Genomic DNA, 17113 nt, shown 5'->3' with positions numbered 1-17113 from the left:
TCGAGTTCAGCGACCGCGTCTATGGCGTCCTGATCCAGACGCCCGACGCGGACGGCACCCTCCACGACATCCGGCCGATCGTCGAACGCGCGCACGCGGCCGGCGTGCAAGTGGCGGTGGCGACTGATCTGCTGGCGCTCGCGCTGGTGACGCCTCCAGGAGAGCTGGGGGCCGACGTCGTACTGGGAAGCGCCCAGCGATATGGCGTACCGATGGGCAACGGCGGTCCCCATGCCGCTTTCTTCGCGACCCGCGAGCAGCACGTCCGGCAGACGCCAGGCCGAATCATCGGCGTATCGGTCGACGCCCATGGCAACCGGGCCTATCGCATGGCGCTGCAGACGCGCGAACAGCACATCCGGCGGGAGAAGGCGACGTCGAACATCTGCACGTCGCAGGCGCTGCTGGCGACGATGGCGGCGATGTATGGCGTGTATCACGGCCCGGACGGCGTTCGTCAGATTGCGGAACGCGTGCACTCGATGGCGGCGGCGCTCGACCGCGAACTGCAGGCTCTCGGCTGCGTCCAGCGCAACCCGGCGTATTTCGACACGCTCGACATCCGCGTGCCGGCCGGGACGCGCGACGCGATTCGGCGTGCGGCTCTCGACGCCGGAATCAACTTCCGGTTTGCCGGCGGGGCGGACCGCATCGGGATTGCGCTCGACGAGACGGTGGACGAGTCGGATCTCCACGCGATTCGAGCTGCGTTCGCGCGGGGCCTTGGCCAGCCTGTGCCTGCCGGGCCGATTGCGATTCCCGCGGGCGGGCCGGACTGGCCGGTCGGTTTTTGCCGAACGTCGCCCATTCTCAAGCACGCGGTGTTCCAGCTCTACCATTCCGAAACGGCCATGATGCGCTACCTGACGACCCTGGAGCGCAAGGACGTGGGCCTCGACACGTCGATGATCCCGCTTGGGTCGTGCACCATGAAGCTGAATTCCGCCACGGTGATGGAAGCGATCACGTGGCCGGAATTTGGCGGCGTGCACCCGTTCGCCCCTGTCGAGCAGGCTGCCGGTTACGCCGAGGTGATGACCGGTCTCGAGGCTGCGCTGCGGGAAGTCACCGGAATGGCCGCCGTCAGCCTTCAGCCGAATTCAGGCGCGCAGGGCGAGTTCGCGGGTCTGAGCGTGATTCGCGCGCACCATCAGCATCAGGGACACCAACAGCGTCGAGTCGTCCTGATCCCCTCGTCGGCTCACGGGACCAATCCCGCGAGTGCCGTGATGGCCGGCATGCAGGTCGTCGTGGTGGCCTGTGACGCGCGTGGCAATATCGATGTCGCCGACCTTCGGGCAAAGGCCACGCAGCACAGCGACACGCTGGCGGCGCTGATGATCACGTACCCGTCCACGCACGGCGTGTTCGAGGACGCGGTCCAGGAGATCTGCGCCGTGGTCCACGAGCACGGCGGTCAGGTCTACATGGACGGGGCGAACCTGAATGCGCAGGTCGGCCTCACGAGTCCCGGGCTAATTGGCGCCGACGTGTGCCATCTGAACCTTCACAAGACGTTTGCCATCCCGCACGGCGGCGGGGGACCCGGCATGGGTCCCATCGCGGTCGCTGCGCACCTCGCGCCGTTCCTGCCAGGGCATGCGCTGGCGGACGTGGGCGGTGCGAAGGGGATCCACGCCATCGCGGGCGCCCCGTGGGGCAGCGCCAACATCCTGTTGATTGCCTACGCCTATGTGTCGCTGCTTGGCGGTTCGGGGATGACGGAGGCGACGAGGTACGCCATTCTGAACGCCAACTACATCAAGAGTCGGCTCGAGCGGGACTTCCCGGTGCTCTACACGAACGCGCACGGTCGCGTCGCCCACGAGATGATCCTCGATATGCGCGCGTTCAAGGCGTCAGGGGTTGAGGAAGGCGATATCGCGAAGCGGCTGATGGACTACGGCTTCCACGCGCCGACCGTGTCGTTTCCAGTGCCGGGAACCCTGATGATCGAGCCCACCGAGAGCGAACCGAAGGAGGAGCTCGATCGGTTCTGCGACGCCATGCTGGCCATTCGGCAGGAGATCCGGGACGTCGTCGAGGGCAACGCCGATCCGAAAGACAACGTCTTGAAGAACGCCCCCCACACCGTCGGCGAGGCGACCGGCGACGTGTGGACGCATCCGTACTCAAGGGAGAAGGCCGTCTTCCCCCTGCCGTTCGTTCGGGTCAACAAGTTCTGGCCGAGCGTCGGGCGCATCGACAACCCCTATGGCGACCGCCACCTCGTGTGCGCGTGTCCATAGGGAATTGGGGTCGGGCCTCAATTTCCGGAGGCCGCGGCAGGAACTGAGGTCCGACCCCAATTCCGGCCGGGCGGGAAGAAAGACAACTAGCGGCGCGTCAACTGGTCGGCTTTCTGCCGGTACACGTCCAGCAGTCGTCTGGTGATTGGGCCTGGCGCGCCGCTGGCAATGACGCGATCGTCCACGCGAACAATCGGTATGACTTCGCGCGTCGTGCTGGTCAGGAACACCTCGTCTGCGGCGAACAGATCCTCGTCGAGCAACACGGAATCCTCAACCGGCACGCCCGCCTCTTGCGCGACATCCATGATGAACGCGCGCGTAATGCCGGCCAGTAATCCCTCGGCGAGCCTCGGCGTCTTCGCCATCCCGCCTTTGACGACGAACAGGTTCGACTGCGAGCACTCCGCGATATCCCCACGGTAGTTGCGGAGAATCGCCTCGAACGACCCGTGCCGGATTGCCTCCTGCATCGCCAGGGCGTTGTTCAGCAGATTGTTCGACTTGATGAGCGGATTCACGGATCCGGGGTGGTTCCGGACAATTGACACGAGCGACACCTTCACGCCCCGCTCGTAGGCCGACGCCGGCGGGGGGGTGAGCGCCTTCACAATGATCACGAGCGACGACGAGGGGGAGCCGGCCGGGTTGTAGGAGCCATCGCCCAGACCACGGGTGACGAGGATCCTGATGTACAGATTGTCGCTCGCCCCATCGCGCCCGGGCCCGTCGACATACGCCTTCATCGTGTCGCCAATCGCGCGACACAGTCCGGTATCGTCAACCGGCAGCGGGAGGGCAATCATCTGGGCGGATGTCCTCAGGCGCGTCAGATGCCGATCGAGGAGAAACGGCTGGCCGTGATAGGTGCGAACGACCTCGTACACTCCTTCACCAAAGAGAAACCCGTGATCAAAAACCGAAATCAGTGCGTCCTGCTGGCTGCAGATGCGACCATTGACATAAGCGACAGCGGCCATGGTGATGTACTCCGGTGTGGCGTCTCTGTCCCGCGTGGAACCCCGCGCGTGGACCAACGCGGTACGGTACCTCTTGTGGTAGAGTGCGCGCAAGAGAAGAGAAAGTTGTGTGGAGTGCGCGATGCGTGTGCTGAATGCTCGACAGATGCGTGAGGCTGATCGGCGCACGATTGACGTGTTGGGCATCCCGTCGATCGTCCTGATGGAGAATGCCGGCAGGCAGGTTGTCGCGGCGATGGAAGCCGCGTTCGGATCGCTCGCCGGGCGCCGCGTATCCGTGATCGCCGGCCGGGGCAACAACGGCGGCGATGGCTTTGTCGTCGCGCGCGGCCTCTGGCAGCAGCAGTGCAACGCGGTTGTCTACCTCGTCTCGACGTCCGGCGAGGTGCGGGGGGACGCGCGAATCAATCTGGACGTTCTGGGGCGGCTGGGCGTGCCCGTTGTGCCGGTCGGATCGAACGCGGAGTGGACCAGGCTGAGGAATTCCGTCCTCGACAGCGACGTTCTCGTCGACGCGCTGTTCGGCACTGGCGTGAGCGGGCCACTGAGCGGTTTGTACGGGACAGTCATCACTGATATCAATGCGGCGGCCGTGCCTGTCGTCTCGATCGACTTGCCGAGCGGCCTTTCGGCGGATCGGTCGTCTCCGATTGGACCGGCCATCGCGGCGTCGCTGACGGTGACGCTCGGGGCGCCGAAGGTGCCATTAGTGATGCCGCCCGCCGACGCGCTGGCCGGGGCTCTGGTCGTGGCGGATATCGGCATCCCCCGAGACGTGATTGGCGCGGTCGAGGGGCCGCGCATCGAGTTCATGGTCCCGGCCGAAGCGCGGATGCTCGTGCCGGTCCGCGCCGCCGATGCGCACAAAGGGACGTTCGGTCACGTCTGCGTGGTCGCCGGCTCGCGCGGCAAGAGCGGCGCGGCCCACCTGGCCGGCATGGCGGCGCTCAGAAGCGGGGCGGGACTGGTGACCATCGCGACGCCGCGATCGTGCCTGCCGATTGTCGCCAGGATGGGCGCCGAGTACATGACCGTCGGGCTGAGCGAAACCGCCGACGGCAGCGTCACGCGCCACGCGTCCAAGGCTGTTCTTGGGATCAGTTGCGACGTGCTGGCCATCGGTCCGGGCCTCGGGACTGGAACCGGCCCGCGCGCGCTGGTCCGCGACGTGCTGGCGCAGTCGCCCAAGCCGTTGGTGGTCGACGCAGACGCGCTCACGGTGCTGGCGGGCGACGTCCGGCATCTTCGAGCGCGGAAGGGTCAGGTGATCGTTGTCACTCCGCATCCGGGGGAGATGGCACGACTGGTCGGCAGCACGGTGGCAGACGTCCAGAAGAATCGGATCGACATCGCGAGCGGCTTCGCCAGGGATCGCGGCGTGATCGTCGTCCTGAAGGGCCACCGCACTGTTGTGGCGGCGCCAGATGGCCGGGTCTTCGTCAACTCGAGCGGCAATCCAGGGATGGCCACCGGAGGCAGCGGCGATGTGTTGACCGGCGTTGTCGCAGGATGGCTGGCGCAGATGACCGACCCTGTGGAGGCGTGCCGGCTGGCGGTCTACCTGCACGGCGCCGCCGGCGACATGGCAGCCGGAACCGAGGGGCAAGTGGCCATGACAGCCGGAGACATCCTGAGCCATCTCGGGCAGGCGGCGATGGCGCTGACCGATCCGGCAGAAGCCTCTGTCGGTCTCAGATGACGCGCATCACGATTACCCGATCCGAAGACGAGACGATCGCGATCGGTCGCCACCTCGGAGCGGCGCTCCCGGCGGGCGCGACCGTTCTGCTTCGCGGAGAACTGGGGGCCGGCAAGACGGCATTCGTGCGAGGGTTGGCCGAAGGGATGGGCGTGGCGACCGACGAGGTGAGCAGCCCGACCTTTACGCTGGTTCAGCAATACCGAGGCGCGGTCCCGCTGTTCCACGCGGACTTGTACCGGATCTCGTCAATGGAAGCGGACGACCTCGGCCTCGAGGAGTTGAACGAGCAGGGGGTGGTCGCGATTGAGTGGGCCGAGAAGTTGTCGCGGATGCCGGACGGCGCCATCGACGTGCAGATTGACGACCTGGGCGGCGACCTGCGTCGGATGACGATCGTCACGCCGGACTGAAACCACACTCGTCGCGGCCCTGGCACGCCGAAGCTGCCGACGGCAGCGAAGGCGGCTATTCCGACCGGTAGTTCGGGGCTTCCTTCGTGATGACGACATCGTGGACGTGACCCTCGCGGACACCCGCCGGCGTCACGCGGATCATGCGCGCGTTCTGCTGCAGCAGCGCCACGGTGCTGCAGCCGACGTAGCCCATCCCAGCCCGGAGGCCGCCCACCAGCTGATGGATGACCCCGGACACGCTGCCGCGATGCGGAACACGGCCTTCGATGCCTTCGGGAACCAGCTTCTCAGATCCGCCGGCCGCTTCAAGATCGAAGTCGTCCTGGAAGTATCGATCGCGGGCGCCCTGCCTCATGGCGCCGATTGATCCCATCCCACGGTATTCCTTGAAGCTGCGTCCCTGGTACAGCACGACTTCTCCGGGACTCTCGTCGGTGCCAGCCAGCAGGCTGCCTACCATCACGCAGCTGGCGCCGGCCGCCATCGCTTTGGTGATGTCACCCGAGTAGCGGATGCCGCCATCCGCAATAATCGGCACGCCGGCGGCGCGGCCCACCGCAGCGCAATCCAGAATGGCCGTGATCATGGGCACCCCGATGCCGGCGACCACGCGGGTCGTGCAGATGGATCCGGCTCCGATGCCGACCTTGACCGCATCCACTCCCAGATCAATCAGGTCCCGGGTCGCCTGTCCCGTCGCCACGTTGCCCGCGACCAGATCAACGTCTGGGTATCTCCGGCGCAACTCCTTGACGATATCCATCACCTTCTGCGCGTGGCCGTGCGCGGTGTCGACCACCAGCACGTCAACATGAGCCTTTACCAGGGCTTCGGCACGATCGAGCGTGTCGGCGCTGACGCCAACGGCCGCGCCCACCCGCAGGCGGCCAAGGCTATCCTTGCTGGCGGCCGGGAACTTGATCACCTTCTGAATGTCCTTGACGGTGATCAGGCCCTTCAGCATGAACGCGCGGTCGACGACGAGCAGCTTTTCGATCTTGTGCCGATGCAGGATTTCTCGTGCCTCGTCGAGCGTGGTGCCGACCGGAACCGTGACCAGGTTCTCGTGCGTCATCACCGACGAAATCGGGCGATCCACGTTCGTCTCGAAGCGCAAGTCGCGGTTGGTGAGGATGCCCACGAGCCGTCCTTCCTTGGATCCGTCTTCGGTGATCGGAACCCCGGAAATCCGGTACTTCGTCATCAGCGCGAGCGCCTCGAAGATCTTGTGCGTCGGCGAGAGCGTGATCGGATTGACGATCATGCCGCTTTCCGATCGCTTGACGCAGTCGACCTCTGAGGCCTGCTCCTCCACGCTCAGATTCTTGTGGATGATCCCGAGGCCGCCGTGCTGGGCCATCGCGATCGCCAGCCCGGATTCGGTCACCGTATCCATCGCGGCGCTGGCGACGGGCACGTTGAGGCGGATGTTGCGCGTGATCCGCGTGCTGACATCGACCTGATTGGGCAGGACCTGCGAGTGCCACGGCACCAGGAGCACATCGTCGAACGTGAGCGCGGTTGCCGGTTCGCTGCCAGCGTGCATCATGCCTGCAGTCACCGAATTCACATCCATCCCTCATCCTCCTCAGACCGCGGCCGCCCGCGGCGCCGACGTCTTCAGTTCTGCGCTCCGTGGCACTTCTTGTACTTCTTGCCGCTCCCGCACGGACACGGGTCGTTGCGGCCGATCTTGGGTTCGTCGCGCCGCACGGTGGTAATCGGCGCGTCATCCCCGCCCGTGCGAGGGGGGCGGGGCGCCTCACCCGATCCTCCAGCGCCGCCTCGGCCAAAGAATCCCGCGTCGCCGCTCGGCGCGCTCAACGTGAGCGGGGCAGCGTGCCGGCTGGCAGACCGCCGCACACCCGGCACGGCCTCGTCGGAGGCGACCGGCTTCAGCCAGAACAGGTACTGCACCATCTCGTCGTCGATTCGCGCCTTCATGTCCTGGAAGAGAGCAAAGCTCTCCTTCTTGTACTCGACCAGCGGATCGCGCTGCCCGTAACCGCGGAGGCCGATCCCTTCCTTGAGGTGATCCAGGCTGTACAGGTGGTCCTTCCACTGGGCGTCGACAATCTGCAGCATGATGTCGCGCTCGACCCGTTGCAGCAGTTCGTCGCCGATCGTCGCGACCTTGTCCTGATACCGCTTCGCGATCCGCGACCACAACTGGTCGTGCATCTGGCCGGCTGAGAGGCCTGAGAAATCGATGGCCCCCGTCTCGGCCGCATCGAGGGCAAACGTCTTCGTGGTTTCGCGCTTGAGCGCGTCGAGATCCCACGTGTCGGGTTCCTGGGCCTCGGCGCAATAGGTATCGATGAGACCGTCCAGCATGTCTTCTGCCAGACGCATGAGGTACGCCCGGGTATCGACTACCTCGCTCTCTTCGACGCGAACCCGTCCCTCGAGCAACTCCCGGCGCAGCGCGTAGATGTTCTCGCGCTGCTTGTTCATGACGTCGTCGTATTCCAGCAGATGTTTGCGGATGGAGAAGTTCTGGCCTTCGACCTGTTTCTGGGCCCGCTCGATGGCTCGGGTCACCATGCCGTGTTCAATCGGCACGCCCTCCTCCATGCCGAGGCGTTCCATCAGCCCTGAAATGCGGTCGGACCCGAAGATGCGCATCAGGTCGTCTTCAAGGGACAGGTAGAATCGCGACGATCCCGGATCTCCCTGCCGTCCAGCGCGCCCCCGGAGCTGATTGTCGATCCGCCGCGCCTCATGGCGTTCCGTGCCGATAATATGCAATCCCTCGTTGGCCACGACCGTTTCGTGTTCGGCGGCCGTCAGCTCCTGGAAGTGCGCGAAGAGCCGCTCCCAGTCCGGGCGCTTGACCCGGTAGAAACCGATGAGGTGATAGAAATAGACGTACTCCTCGTCGTCGACGAACTTCTCCTCGCCTTTCGGCAGCCGCTCGGCCAAATCGTCGGCCAGGGCACGCTGGCGAGCCATGAACTCCGCATTGCCGCCGAGCAGGATGTCGGTGCCGCGGCCGGCCATGTTGGTCGCGATCGTCACCGCCCCATACCGCCCGGCCTGCGCGACGATCTCGGCCTCCTGCGCATGGAATTTCGCGTTCAGGACGACGTGCTTGACGCCTCGACGACGGAGCATGCCGGCGAGCTTCTCGGACTTTTCGATGGAGACGGTGCCGACCAGCACCGGCTGCTTCTTCTCCTGCCGCTCGGTGATGTCCGCCACGATGGCGTCGTACTTCTCGGCCGCGGTGCGGTAGATGAGGTCCGGCAGTTCTGCGCGTCTCAACACGCGATTGGGCGGAACCACGACGACTTCGAGGTTGTAGATCTTGGCAAATTCCTCAGCCTCGGTTTCCGCGGTGCCGGTCATGCCGGAGAGCTTGCCGTACTTGCGAAAGTAGTTCTGGAACGTAATCGTCGCGAGCGTCTGATTCTCGCGCTCGATCTTCACCTTCTCCTTCGCCTCAACGGCCTGGTGCAGCCCGTCGCTCCAGCGCCTGCCCGGCATCAATCGCCCGGTGAACTCGTCGACAATGACGACCTCGCCGTCCTTGATCATGTAGTCGACATCGAGCTTGAACAGAGAGTGGGCTCGCAGGGCCTGATTGATGTGGTGCAATAGGGGCATGTTGACCGGGTCGTACAGCCCGCCGGGTTGCAGCCGGTGCGCCAGCAACGTCTCACACTTGGCCATGCCGCTCTCGGTGAGCGTCACCGTCTTGTGCTTTTCGTCAACCAGGAAATCGCCCGTGGCCTCGAGCGCTTCGCGTTCCTCTGCCTTCGCGTCGCCGTGTGTCACGGCGCCAGGCGTCAGTTTCGGGATCACCCGGTCGACTTCGTAATAGAGGTCGGTCGACTGTTCCGCCGGTCCCGAGATGATCAGCGGCGTCCGTGCCTCGTCGATCAGGATGCTGTCCACCTCGTCCACGACGGCGAATCCGTGGCCCCGCTGGACGTAGTGGGCGAGGTCGAACTTCATGTTGTCGCGGAGGTAGTCGAACCCGAACTCGTTGTTGGTGCCGTAGGTAATGTCGCACGCGTACGCGTGCTGGCGTTCCTGGTCGTTGAGTTCGTGCTGGATGACGCCGACGCTCATTCCCAGAAAGCGATAGATCCGCCCCATCCACTCCGAGTCGCGCCGGGCGAGGTAGTCGTTGACCGTGACGACGTGGACGCCCTTGCCGGCCAGGGCATTCAGATAGGCGGCCAGCGTCGCCACCAGCGTCTTGCCCTCGCCCGTCTTCATCTCGGCAATCATGCCGCGGTGCAGCACCATGCCGCCAATCAACTGGACGTCGAAATGCCGCATGTTCAGCGTGCGCCGGCCAGCCTCGCGGACGGCGGCGAACGCGTCCGGCAGCACATCGTCCAGCGTCTCGCCGCGCGCCAGCCGTTCCCTCAGCAGCGCGGTCTGTCCCTGCAGTTGCGCGTCGGTGAGGGCCCGAACCTGTTCTTCGCGCGCGTTGATCTGGGTGACAACCGGTCTCAACAGCTTGAGCGTCCGCTCGTTCTGGGTGCCGAAGATCTTGGCAAGGACAGCATTAATCATGTGGGGATCGCGCCGGGGGTATCCAGTGATTGTAGGTAACCGCGCGCGGATCCGTCAAGGAACCGCCCGCCCGACATCACCAATGGCGAGTGAGACTACCGGGGAGAGGAGAGCAGGAGCAGCGGGTCGATGGTCTGCCCGTTGGTCATGACTTCGTAGTGCAAATGCGAGCCGGTCGTGCGTCCCGTTGCGCCGACGTAGCCAATCACCTCGTTGCGTCGTACCTTCGCACCGACGCTCGCGGCAAACGCCGAAAGGTGACCGTAGCGGGTCTTGATGCCGAAGCCGTGGTCAATCACCAGCAGGTTGCCGTAGTTCCCGCTCCACGCCGCGCTCTCGACGACGCCGTCGGCCGTGGCCACGACCGGGGTGCCGCGATCAGCAGAAAGATCGAGACCCTGGTGATACCCGGGGTCCCCGGTGAGCGGGTCCGCTCGCTCGCCGTATCTCGCCGACAGCCAGCCCACGGTCGGCCAGATGGACGGTGTCGCGGCGGCCAGCGCTTCGCGCCGTTCCACACCGGTCCGCGTGACGCGGAGCTGGCTCTCAAGCCGGCCGAGCACATTGCGGAGCAGTCCAAAGGTGTCTTCGGGGGAGGAGAGCGCCGAGGCGAGCAGCGAGGGCGGAAGCGACGTCCTGGCGCCGCCCATCGCGCGCGACTTGATCAGCGCCGGGAGTTTCTGCATCGCTTTCGCGACTTCGGGATCCAGCGCCGAGCGGGTGCCCAGTTCATCGATCACGCCCTGGAGCGACGTGACCTGAGTCGTCAATTCGCCGGTTGCCGCACGGTAGCTGGCGTTCTCCATGGCGAGAGCCACGGTGTTCGACCGCAGGGCCGTCAACTCGGCAAGCGTGCCCCATCGAATCCCCAAACCGACAAGTACCGGCAGCGCGAAGAAGAATCCTATCGAGGCAAGCGTCCAGCCGAGCTTCACGGAGAAGCGGCGGCCCACGCCGGAGGCGCGGTCAACGACGACGAGCGTATAGCGCCGCGACAGGAAACTTGACATCAGCCTCGTTTAGCACCGGCGATCCGAGGATCGCGCCCGGGACAAACATTCCGTTTCTGGCACACTAAGTCCGATCCGGAACTGCGAATATTGGACTGTACCATATGGAACAGGGCATGGGAAGCACGCAAGCAACTGAACGCGAACAAACAGCGAACCCCCTGGCGCGTCGTTCGAAGCTGCCGCCGAGTCGTGTCAGGCGGTCAGGCGGTACTGCAGGGCCTCCGCCACGTGTTCTGGCAGCACATTGACGTCGCCGGCGAGGTCGGCGATGGTCCGAGCCACGCGGAGGATGCGATCATGTGCGCGGCCGCTCAGTGCGAGACGACGGACCGCCGCGTCCAACAGCGAGCGCCCCTCCGCGTCCAGCCTGGCAAACCGCCGCAGCATACGCCCCTTGAGCAGCGCGTTGATTCGAACACCCGTCTCGCCGCGCCGTGCCTCTTGCCGCTCGCGGGCTCGCAGCACGCGCTCCCGGATGACGGTTGATGGCTCCTGCGGCCGCTCGTCGGCGAGCACATCAGGCGGCACCCAAGGCACCTCGGCACACAGGTCAATCCGATCGAGCAGGGGGCCGGAAATCCGGCCGGTGTACAGCTCCCGCTGCAACGGGGTGCAGCGGCACACCCGTATCGGATGCCCCGCGTACCCGCACTTGCACGGGTTCATCGCGCCGACAAAGAGCACCCGGGATGGAAACTCGGTCGACCGCGCCGCCCGCGCGATGCGCACGCACCCTTCCTCGAGCGGCTGACGGAGGACCTCGAGCGCGCGGCGATCGAACTCGGGCATCTCGTCGAGAAAGAGCACCCCGTTGTGGGCCAGGCTCAACTCCCCGGGCCGGGGCAGTCTTCCGCCACCCACCAGGGCCACGTCCGAAATCGTGTGATGGGGCGCGCGAAACGGCCGGGCGGTCAGCAGACCGGATCCGGGCGACAGAAGGCCGGCCACCGAGTGGATCGACGTCGATTCGAGAGCCTCATCGTCGGTGAGGGGCGGCAGAATTCCCGAGAGTCGCCGCGCCAGCATGGTCTTGCCGCTACCCGGAGGTCCGACCAGCAGGAGACTATGTTCGCCGCCGGCCGCAATCTCCAGAGCCCGCTTGGCGAACGTCTGTCCGCGAACGTCAGCCAGATCGCCCCACTCGTCGATCGCGGTGTCGGTCCGAGGCCGGGCGGGGCCCGCGGCGTCGACGGAAGGCTCTGCGCCGTTGAGCGCGTCGACCGCAGCCGCCAGTGTCGCCACCGGGTGCGTCCGGATGCCAAGAACCACGCGCCCTTCTGCGGCGTTGTTGACCGGCACCAGCACCCGTGCGCATCCGGCCCGTCGAGCGGCGATCGCGACAGACAGAGTGCCGCGGGTTGCCTGAATGGATCCGTCGAGCGAGAGTTCGCCCACGACGACGGTGTGATTGATCGCCCGATCCGAAACGATGCCCGTGGCGGCGAGCACCGCCAGGGCGATGGGCAGGTCGAAGGAGGATCCCATTTTCGGTACGTCGGCGGGGCCGAGATTGACGGTGACGCGCAGATCGGGAAACGGAAACCCCGAGTTACGAATCGCCGTGCGGACGCGATCGCGGCTCTCGCGGACGCTCGGATCCGGAAGACCGACCATGGTGAACCCCGGCAGGCCGGTCGAGACATCGGCTTCTACCTGGACGATGGTCGCGTCGATACCCACGACCGCGGCGCTGAGAAGCGTGGCGAGCACGGGTAGGGCACTGCAAACGGCAGGCCGCCGGCGCACGCCCCGGACATCGTGATCTTCCAACGATTGGGAGACCTCGCGAGGAGACCGCCTCGACCGGTGGCAGAATCTGCAACCGGCGAGGACGGGGCGACAGGCAATTTCCGCTCGACCTTCGCGCTAATGCTGGCGCGTCCGACGGATCGTGAGCCGCTCGCCTGGCATGAGGCGGTTGCTCTTGAGACCGTTCCACGAGCGGAGATTTGCGACGGTGGTGTGGAACTGCAGAGCAATAGAGGAGAGCGAGTCACCTTTCCGCACGTAATAGGTGAGGGTGACGCGATCGGCCGTGTCTGATGCCGGGGGAGCGATGCGGGCCGGCGATGCGGCTGCTGCCGCGACAGGTTCTGGCCGCGCGCTTCTCGACGCCATCAGCGTGCTCGGCGCCAGTGGAATCACCAGCTTCTGGCCCGGTTTCACCGCCGCCCTCACGGTCAGGTAGTTCGCCTCGGCGAGGTCCGTGCGGCGCACGCGCAGCTTGTTGGCGATGGTCGTCAGCGACTCGCCGCGGCGCACCGAGTACCACTGAAGCGGTGCCAGTTCTTCCGGCGACAACTCGGCAAGTCGCTGTTCGACGATCTGGGCGGTGCCTCTGGGCACGCGGAGGCCATAGGCCTCGCCGCGGACAGGCGTGGTCCAACGCCGCAGTTCGGGATTCAGCCGCTGAATGTCGTCCACCGGGACGCCGGCCCACTCGGCGATCCTGCGAAGATCGGCGGGCCCCGGCAGCGACACGGTCTCGTACTCGGGCGGCGCGACGGGCTCGAACGAAAAACCATACCGCGCCGGATTGCGGGCGATGACGATCGACGCGAGCACCATCGGCACGTACTCGCGCGTCTCTCGCGGCAGCCGGGACGCCGCATCCGCCAGCGCCCAGAAATCAGGCTGCCCCGTGCGTTTCACCGTGCGCTGAATGTACCCGGGGCCGCCGTTGTACGACGCCAGCGCGAGGTGCCAGTCGCCATCGAACATGCCGCTCAGCAGTTTCAGATACTTCGCCGCCGCCAGCGTCGCCTTCTCAGGATTCGATCGCTCGTCGATGTACCAGTTCTGTGTGAGTCCCTGTTCGGCGGCGGTGCCCTTCATGAGCTGCCAGAACCCTCTGGCCGACGCGCGCGACAACGCGTCGGTTCTGAAGGCGCTCTCCACAATCGGGATATAGGCCAGATCGAGCGGCAGCCCTTGAGACCGAAACGTGTTCTGGATCATCGGGAGGTACGGCATGCCGCGCTGCATCGAGGTCTGGAACCAGTCGCGCAAACGCCCCTGGAACACCTCAATCCACGACAGTACCTTTGGATTGAGCGGAATGGGAATGTCGTGCAGGGTCGTCTGCAGATCGGCTTCGACCACCTCCCGCAGTTCCGCTTTCGGGGCGGGAAGATCCGACGCGGGCTGATCGAGCAACTGATCGATGGAGGCGGGTACGGTCGGCTTCTCGGCGAATCCGTCGCCTTCGGCCAGCGCCCGCATCTCAAATGCGCTGATTCGATCGACCAGTCGATCGAAATGCTCCTGAAGGCGGCGATCGGATCGCACTCCGGACGGGGTTCCCAGCAGCAAATCAATGGCGGCGTCGAACTCGGCTTTCGCCCGACTCAGATGGCCGAGCGTCAACTCCGCGGCGCCGGCGTCGAACCGGGTCTGCGATTGCGCGATGAGGGCGTCGACCGGGTCCCGCGCGGGCAGTATGGAGGCCGTCCTGGCCGCGGTCGCGGGTGTCGCGGTGGCCGAGAGTGGCGCTGGCTGCGAGGTGGCCACCGGCGGATGGCTCGCGATCGCGCGGCCGCAGGCCACAACCAGCAGTCCGGCCAACGCCGCGCCGCCGCCGAGCAGCCAGAGTCGTCGGTGCATCAACACCCCCGAAATCGTCATGGAGTCTTCGCGATCAATGACCGCCGGAGTCTGAGCGCCACGGTAACACGCACGTTGCAGGGCGGTCAACGCAACCTGGGCCACGGCCGAGCACCGGTCGCGGCGTCCGACAAGGGCGCGCCCCGATCGTGGCGCGTCGCCCAAGTCCCTCTTCGATCGGTTGCCTGCAAGCGGAGCGGCAGGTATCATGGCGTGTTCGCGCTCCGTCTCTGCTTCTGAACTGGTGAACCCCATATGCGAAGACTGTTGGTCCTGGCCGTCCTGGTGTTGCTCGTCGGCGCCTGCGGCAGCAAGAAGGACAATGCCGCCCCCCTTGGCTCGGCGACCCTGGCGCTCAATCACACGAAGGTTCCCCTGGGGAGCCCGGTGGAGATGACGTATCGCTTCGAACTGGCTCCTGGCGCGAAGTTAGGCAAGGACTACTGGGTAATGGCCCACTTCCTGGACGCCAACGACGAGTTGATGTGGACCGACGACCACAAGCCTCCGGTTCCATCGACGCGATGGACCCCGGGGACGCCTATCGAGTACAAGCGCACGATGTTCGTGCCGGTCTACCCGTACATCGGCCAGGCGACGGTGGCGATTGGCCTCTACCTGCCAGGCACCAACGAACGCGTACCGCTGTCGGGCCAACTGGTTGGACAGCGGTCGTACCGCGTGGCGACGCTCCAGCTGCAGCCGCAGACCGACAACATCTTTCTGGCGTTCCTCGACGGCTGGCACAGTCCGGAGGTGGCGGCCGAGAATCAGTTCGTCGAATGGCAGTGGACGAGAAAGGACGCGACGATTCGCTTCCGGAATCCCCGGCGCAACGCCACGTTCTACCTGCATTACGCCGGCATGCCGCAGGTGTTCCCGGCGCCCCAGACCGCCACGATCTCGATCGGGGACACGGTGGTCGACACCTTCCAGGTGACCACTCCCGACGAACAGATCCGGCGGATTCAACTCAAGGCGGTGCAGTTCGGCAACGACGACATGGTGGTGGTTCGCATCGCGCTCGACAAGTCGTTCGTGCCGGCGGTCGTCACACCGGGCAGCCGCGATTCCCGGGAACTCGGCATCCGGGTGTTCCATGTGTTCATCGAGCCGCAATAGGACACGCCCAGATCGGATCGCCGATGCCCGTGACGACCCTCGGGCCAGCCCCGCGGCCGTCTTTTCGGTTCCTGATATCGTCTAACGATCCGGTTGTCGAACATGAACCGTCGTCTGAATGGCGGGATCCCGTGCGGCAACCTGCTATAATCGGGCGGAATTTGTTAACGCGGTAATTATCTGACTCTCCATGGGTTGCGATGGAATATCGCTGCAGGCTGGGCACGCAGGCAGGCGAGATCGTGGAGCAGTTCTGTCTGGCTGACGATGAGCCGGGCCTGCGGCACGATCTCGAGCAGAAGGGTTTCTGCGTCATCTCGCTGCAGCCCAGGAGTCTCCTGGCGAGAGTGTCGCTGCCTGCCCTGCGGCGGCGTAAACGCATTCCGACGCGCGAGTTCCTGGTGTTCAACCAGGAGCTGGCGACGCTGCTCAAAGCCGGCCTTCCACTGGTGCAGTCCCTCGACATCCTGCGCAGCCGTGTCATGCACGTCACGTTTCGATCGGTGCTCGACGCGGTCTACGACAGCGTCAGAGCCGGCAGTTCGTTGTCTGACGCGTTTGCCGAACACGGCGATCTGTTTCCCGGGGCGTACACCGCATCGCTGCTTGCCGGCGAGAAGAGCGGAAGCCTCGAAGGCGTGCTCCGCCGCTACGTGAGCTACGTCAAGGTCGTGGGTGCCGTGAAGCGCCGGACCCTTTCCGCCCTCGTCTATCCGGCGGTGCTCATCACGCTTGCGCTGATTGTCGTGTCGATCATCGTGTTGAAGGTGGTGCCGGAGTTTTCGTCGTTCTACGACAGTTTCGGGGCGGAACTGCCGCTGGTCACCCGGATGATCGTGAGGGGCTCGGCGCTCGTTCGCGATCACGCGCTGTTGATTGCGGTGGTCGTGTTGGGGGGGGGCGCGGGCGCCTGGAACTGGATCGGGCGGCAGCACCAGCGCGCCCGCTTCGATCGCGCGGTGCTCAGGGTGCCCTGGATCGGATCGACGGTGCAGCGATTTGCGACCTCGCAGTTGACCCGGACGCTGGCCACGCTGCTCGGCGGCGGGCTGCCGCTCGTGACGGCCATCGATATCGCCGCACGGTCGGGCGGCAACCAGCATCTCTCGGAGCAGATGCGCCTGGTGGGCGCTCGCGTCCGGGAAGGCGAACCGTTTGCAAGCGCCCTGGCCGCGCGGGGCGTCTTTCCGCCGGTGGCGATCAAGATGGCCGAGGTGGGAGAGGCCACCGGCGCGCTGGAGGACATGCTCACGAGCGTGGCGGATTTCTACGACGAAGAAATCGAGACCGAACTGGGGCGGTTTGTCGCCCTGATTGAGCCCATGCTCCTCGTCATCATGGGCCTGGTGATTGCGAGCCTGTTGCTCGCGCTGTACATGCCGCTGTTCCAGCTGAGTTCCGTCGTCGGCACACGGTAATCGCGGCAAGAGGGAGCATCCTGTCCGTGAACGCGTCTGGTCCAACCACGCCGCCCACCCCGCCGAGCGAGCTGTACGCCGATCGC

At 65.6% G+C, this 17113-nt stretch carries 9 protein-coding genes and 3 pseudogenes (1 of these 12 only partly in view); 5 read left to right on the top strand and 7 right to left on the bottom strand.

The features are described from left to right. A pseudogene (gene gcvP / locus NTV05_08795) lies at positions 1 to 2249 on the top strand (aminomethyl-transferring glycine dehydrogenase) (it extends 597 nt beyond the left edge of the window). 86 nt (positions 2250 to 2335) lie between these two features. Here the strand turns inward: gcvP and NTV05_08790 are convergent. Further along, positions 2336 to 3229 carry an aminotransferase class IV gene (locus tag NTV05_08790; GenBank protein ID MCX6544497.1) on the bottom strand — a complete coding sequence of 298 codons (894 nt, stop codon included), beginning with the start codon at positions 3227 to 3229 and terminating at the stop codon, positions 2336 to 2338. Between the two features lie 121 nt (positions 3230 to 3350). Between NTV05_08790 and NTV05_08785 the strand changes: the two genes are divergently transcribed. Beyond that, complete coding sequence (locus NTV05_08785; GenBank protein MCX6544496.1) at positions 3351 to 4928, top strand: NAD(P)H-hydrate dehydratase; 1578 nt, start codon at positions 3351 to 3353, stop codon at positions 4926 to 4928. Further along, positions 4925 to 5341: a tRNA (adenosine(37)-N6)-threonylcarbamoyltransferase complex ATPase subunit type 1 TsaE gene (tsaE, locus tag NTV05_08780; GenBank protein ID MCX6544495.1), complete on the top strand. Its 417-nt coding sequence runs from the start codon at positions 4925 to 4927 to the stop codon at positions 5339 to 5341. Before NTV05_08785 ends, tsaE begins: the two co-directional genes overlap by 4 nt. 55 nt (positions 5342 to 5396) lie before the next feature. Here the strand turns inward: tsaE and guaB are convergent, their stop codons facing one another. From guaB to NTV05_08750, 6 genes and pseudogenes are all read right to left on the bottom strand, one after another. After that, positions 5397 to 6890 carry an IMP dehydrogenase gene (guaB, locus tag NTV05_08775; protein MCX6544494.1) on the bottom strand — a complete coding sequence of 498 codons (1494 nt, stop codon included), beginning with the start codon at positions 6888 to 6890 and terminating at the stop codon, positions 5397 to 5399. Between the two features lie 74 nt (positions 6891 to 6964). After that, on the bottom strand, positions 6965 to 9871 hold the full coding sequence (gene secA / locus NTV05_08770) for a preprotein translocase subunit SecA (protein ID MCX6544493.1): 2907 nt from the start codon (positions 9869 to 9871) through the stop codon (positions 6965 to 6967). A gap of 95 nt (positions 9872 to 9966) precedes the next feature. Then, a complete protein-coding gene (locus NTV05_08765; GenBank protein ID MCX6544492.1) occupies positions 9967 to 10881 on the bottom strand; it encodes a M23 family metallopeptidase in 915 nt (304 codons plus the stop codon). A 195-nt stretch (positions 10882 to 11076) separates the two neighbouring features. Beyond that, positions 11077 to 12594 carry a YifB family Mg chelatase-like AAA ATPase gene (locus NTV05_08760; GenBank protein MCX6544491.1) on the bottom strand — a complete coding sequence of 506 codons (1518 nt, stop codon included), beginning with the start codon at positions 12592 to 12594 and terminating at the stop codon, positions 11077 to 11079. 156 nt (positions 12595 to 12750) lie between these two features. Continuing rightward, positions 12751 to 12906: pseudogene (locus NTV05_08755) on the bottom strand (LysM peptidoglycan-binding domain-containing protein). Positions 12907 to 13032: 126 nt separating this feature from the next. Then, positions 13033 to 13842 (bottom strand): annotated as a pseudogene (locus NTV05_08750) (transglycosylase SLT domain-containing protein). A gap of 900 nt (positions 13843 to 14742) precedes the next feature. Here NTV05_08750 and NTV05_08745 point away from each other — a divergent pair. Together NTV05_08745 and NTV05_08740 are read left to right on the top strand one after the other, a co-directional pair. Then, positions 14743 to 15609 carry a hypothetical protein gene (locus tag NTV05_08745; GenBank protein MCX6544490.1) on the top strand — a complete coding sequence of 289 codons (867 nt, stop codon included), beginning with the start codon at positions 14743 to 14745 and terminating at the stop codon, positions 15607 to 15609. Between the two features lie 200 nt (positions 15610 to 15809). Next, positions 15810 to 17027: a type II secretion system F family protein gene (locus tag NTV05_08740; GenBank protein ID MCX6544489.1), complete on the top strand. Its 1218-nt coding sequence runs from the start codon at positions 15810 to 15812 to the stop codon at positions 17025 to 17027. The last annotated feature ends 86 nt before the right edge of the window (positions 17028 to 17113 follow it).

This window comes from Acidobacteriota bacterium, assembly GCA_026393755.1.
Lineage (GTDB): Bacteria > Acidobacteriota > Vicinamibacteria > Vicinamibacterales > JAKQTR01 > JBAXOX01.
Note: the sequence above shows the minus strand (reverse complement) of the source record. Positions and strands in the feature narration are given on the sequence as shown.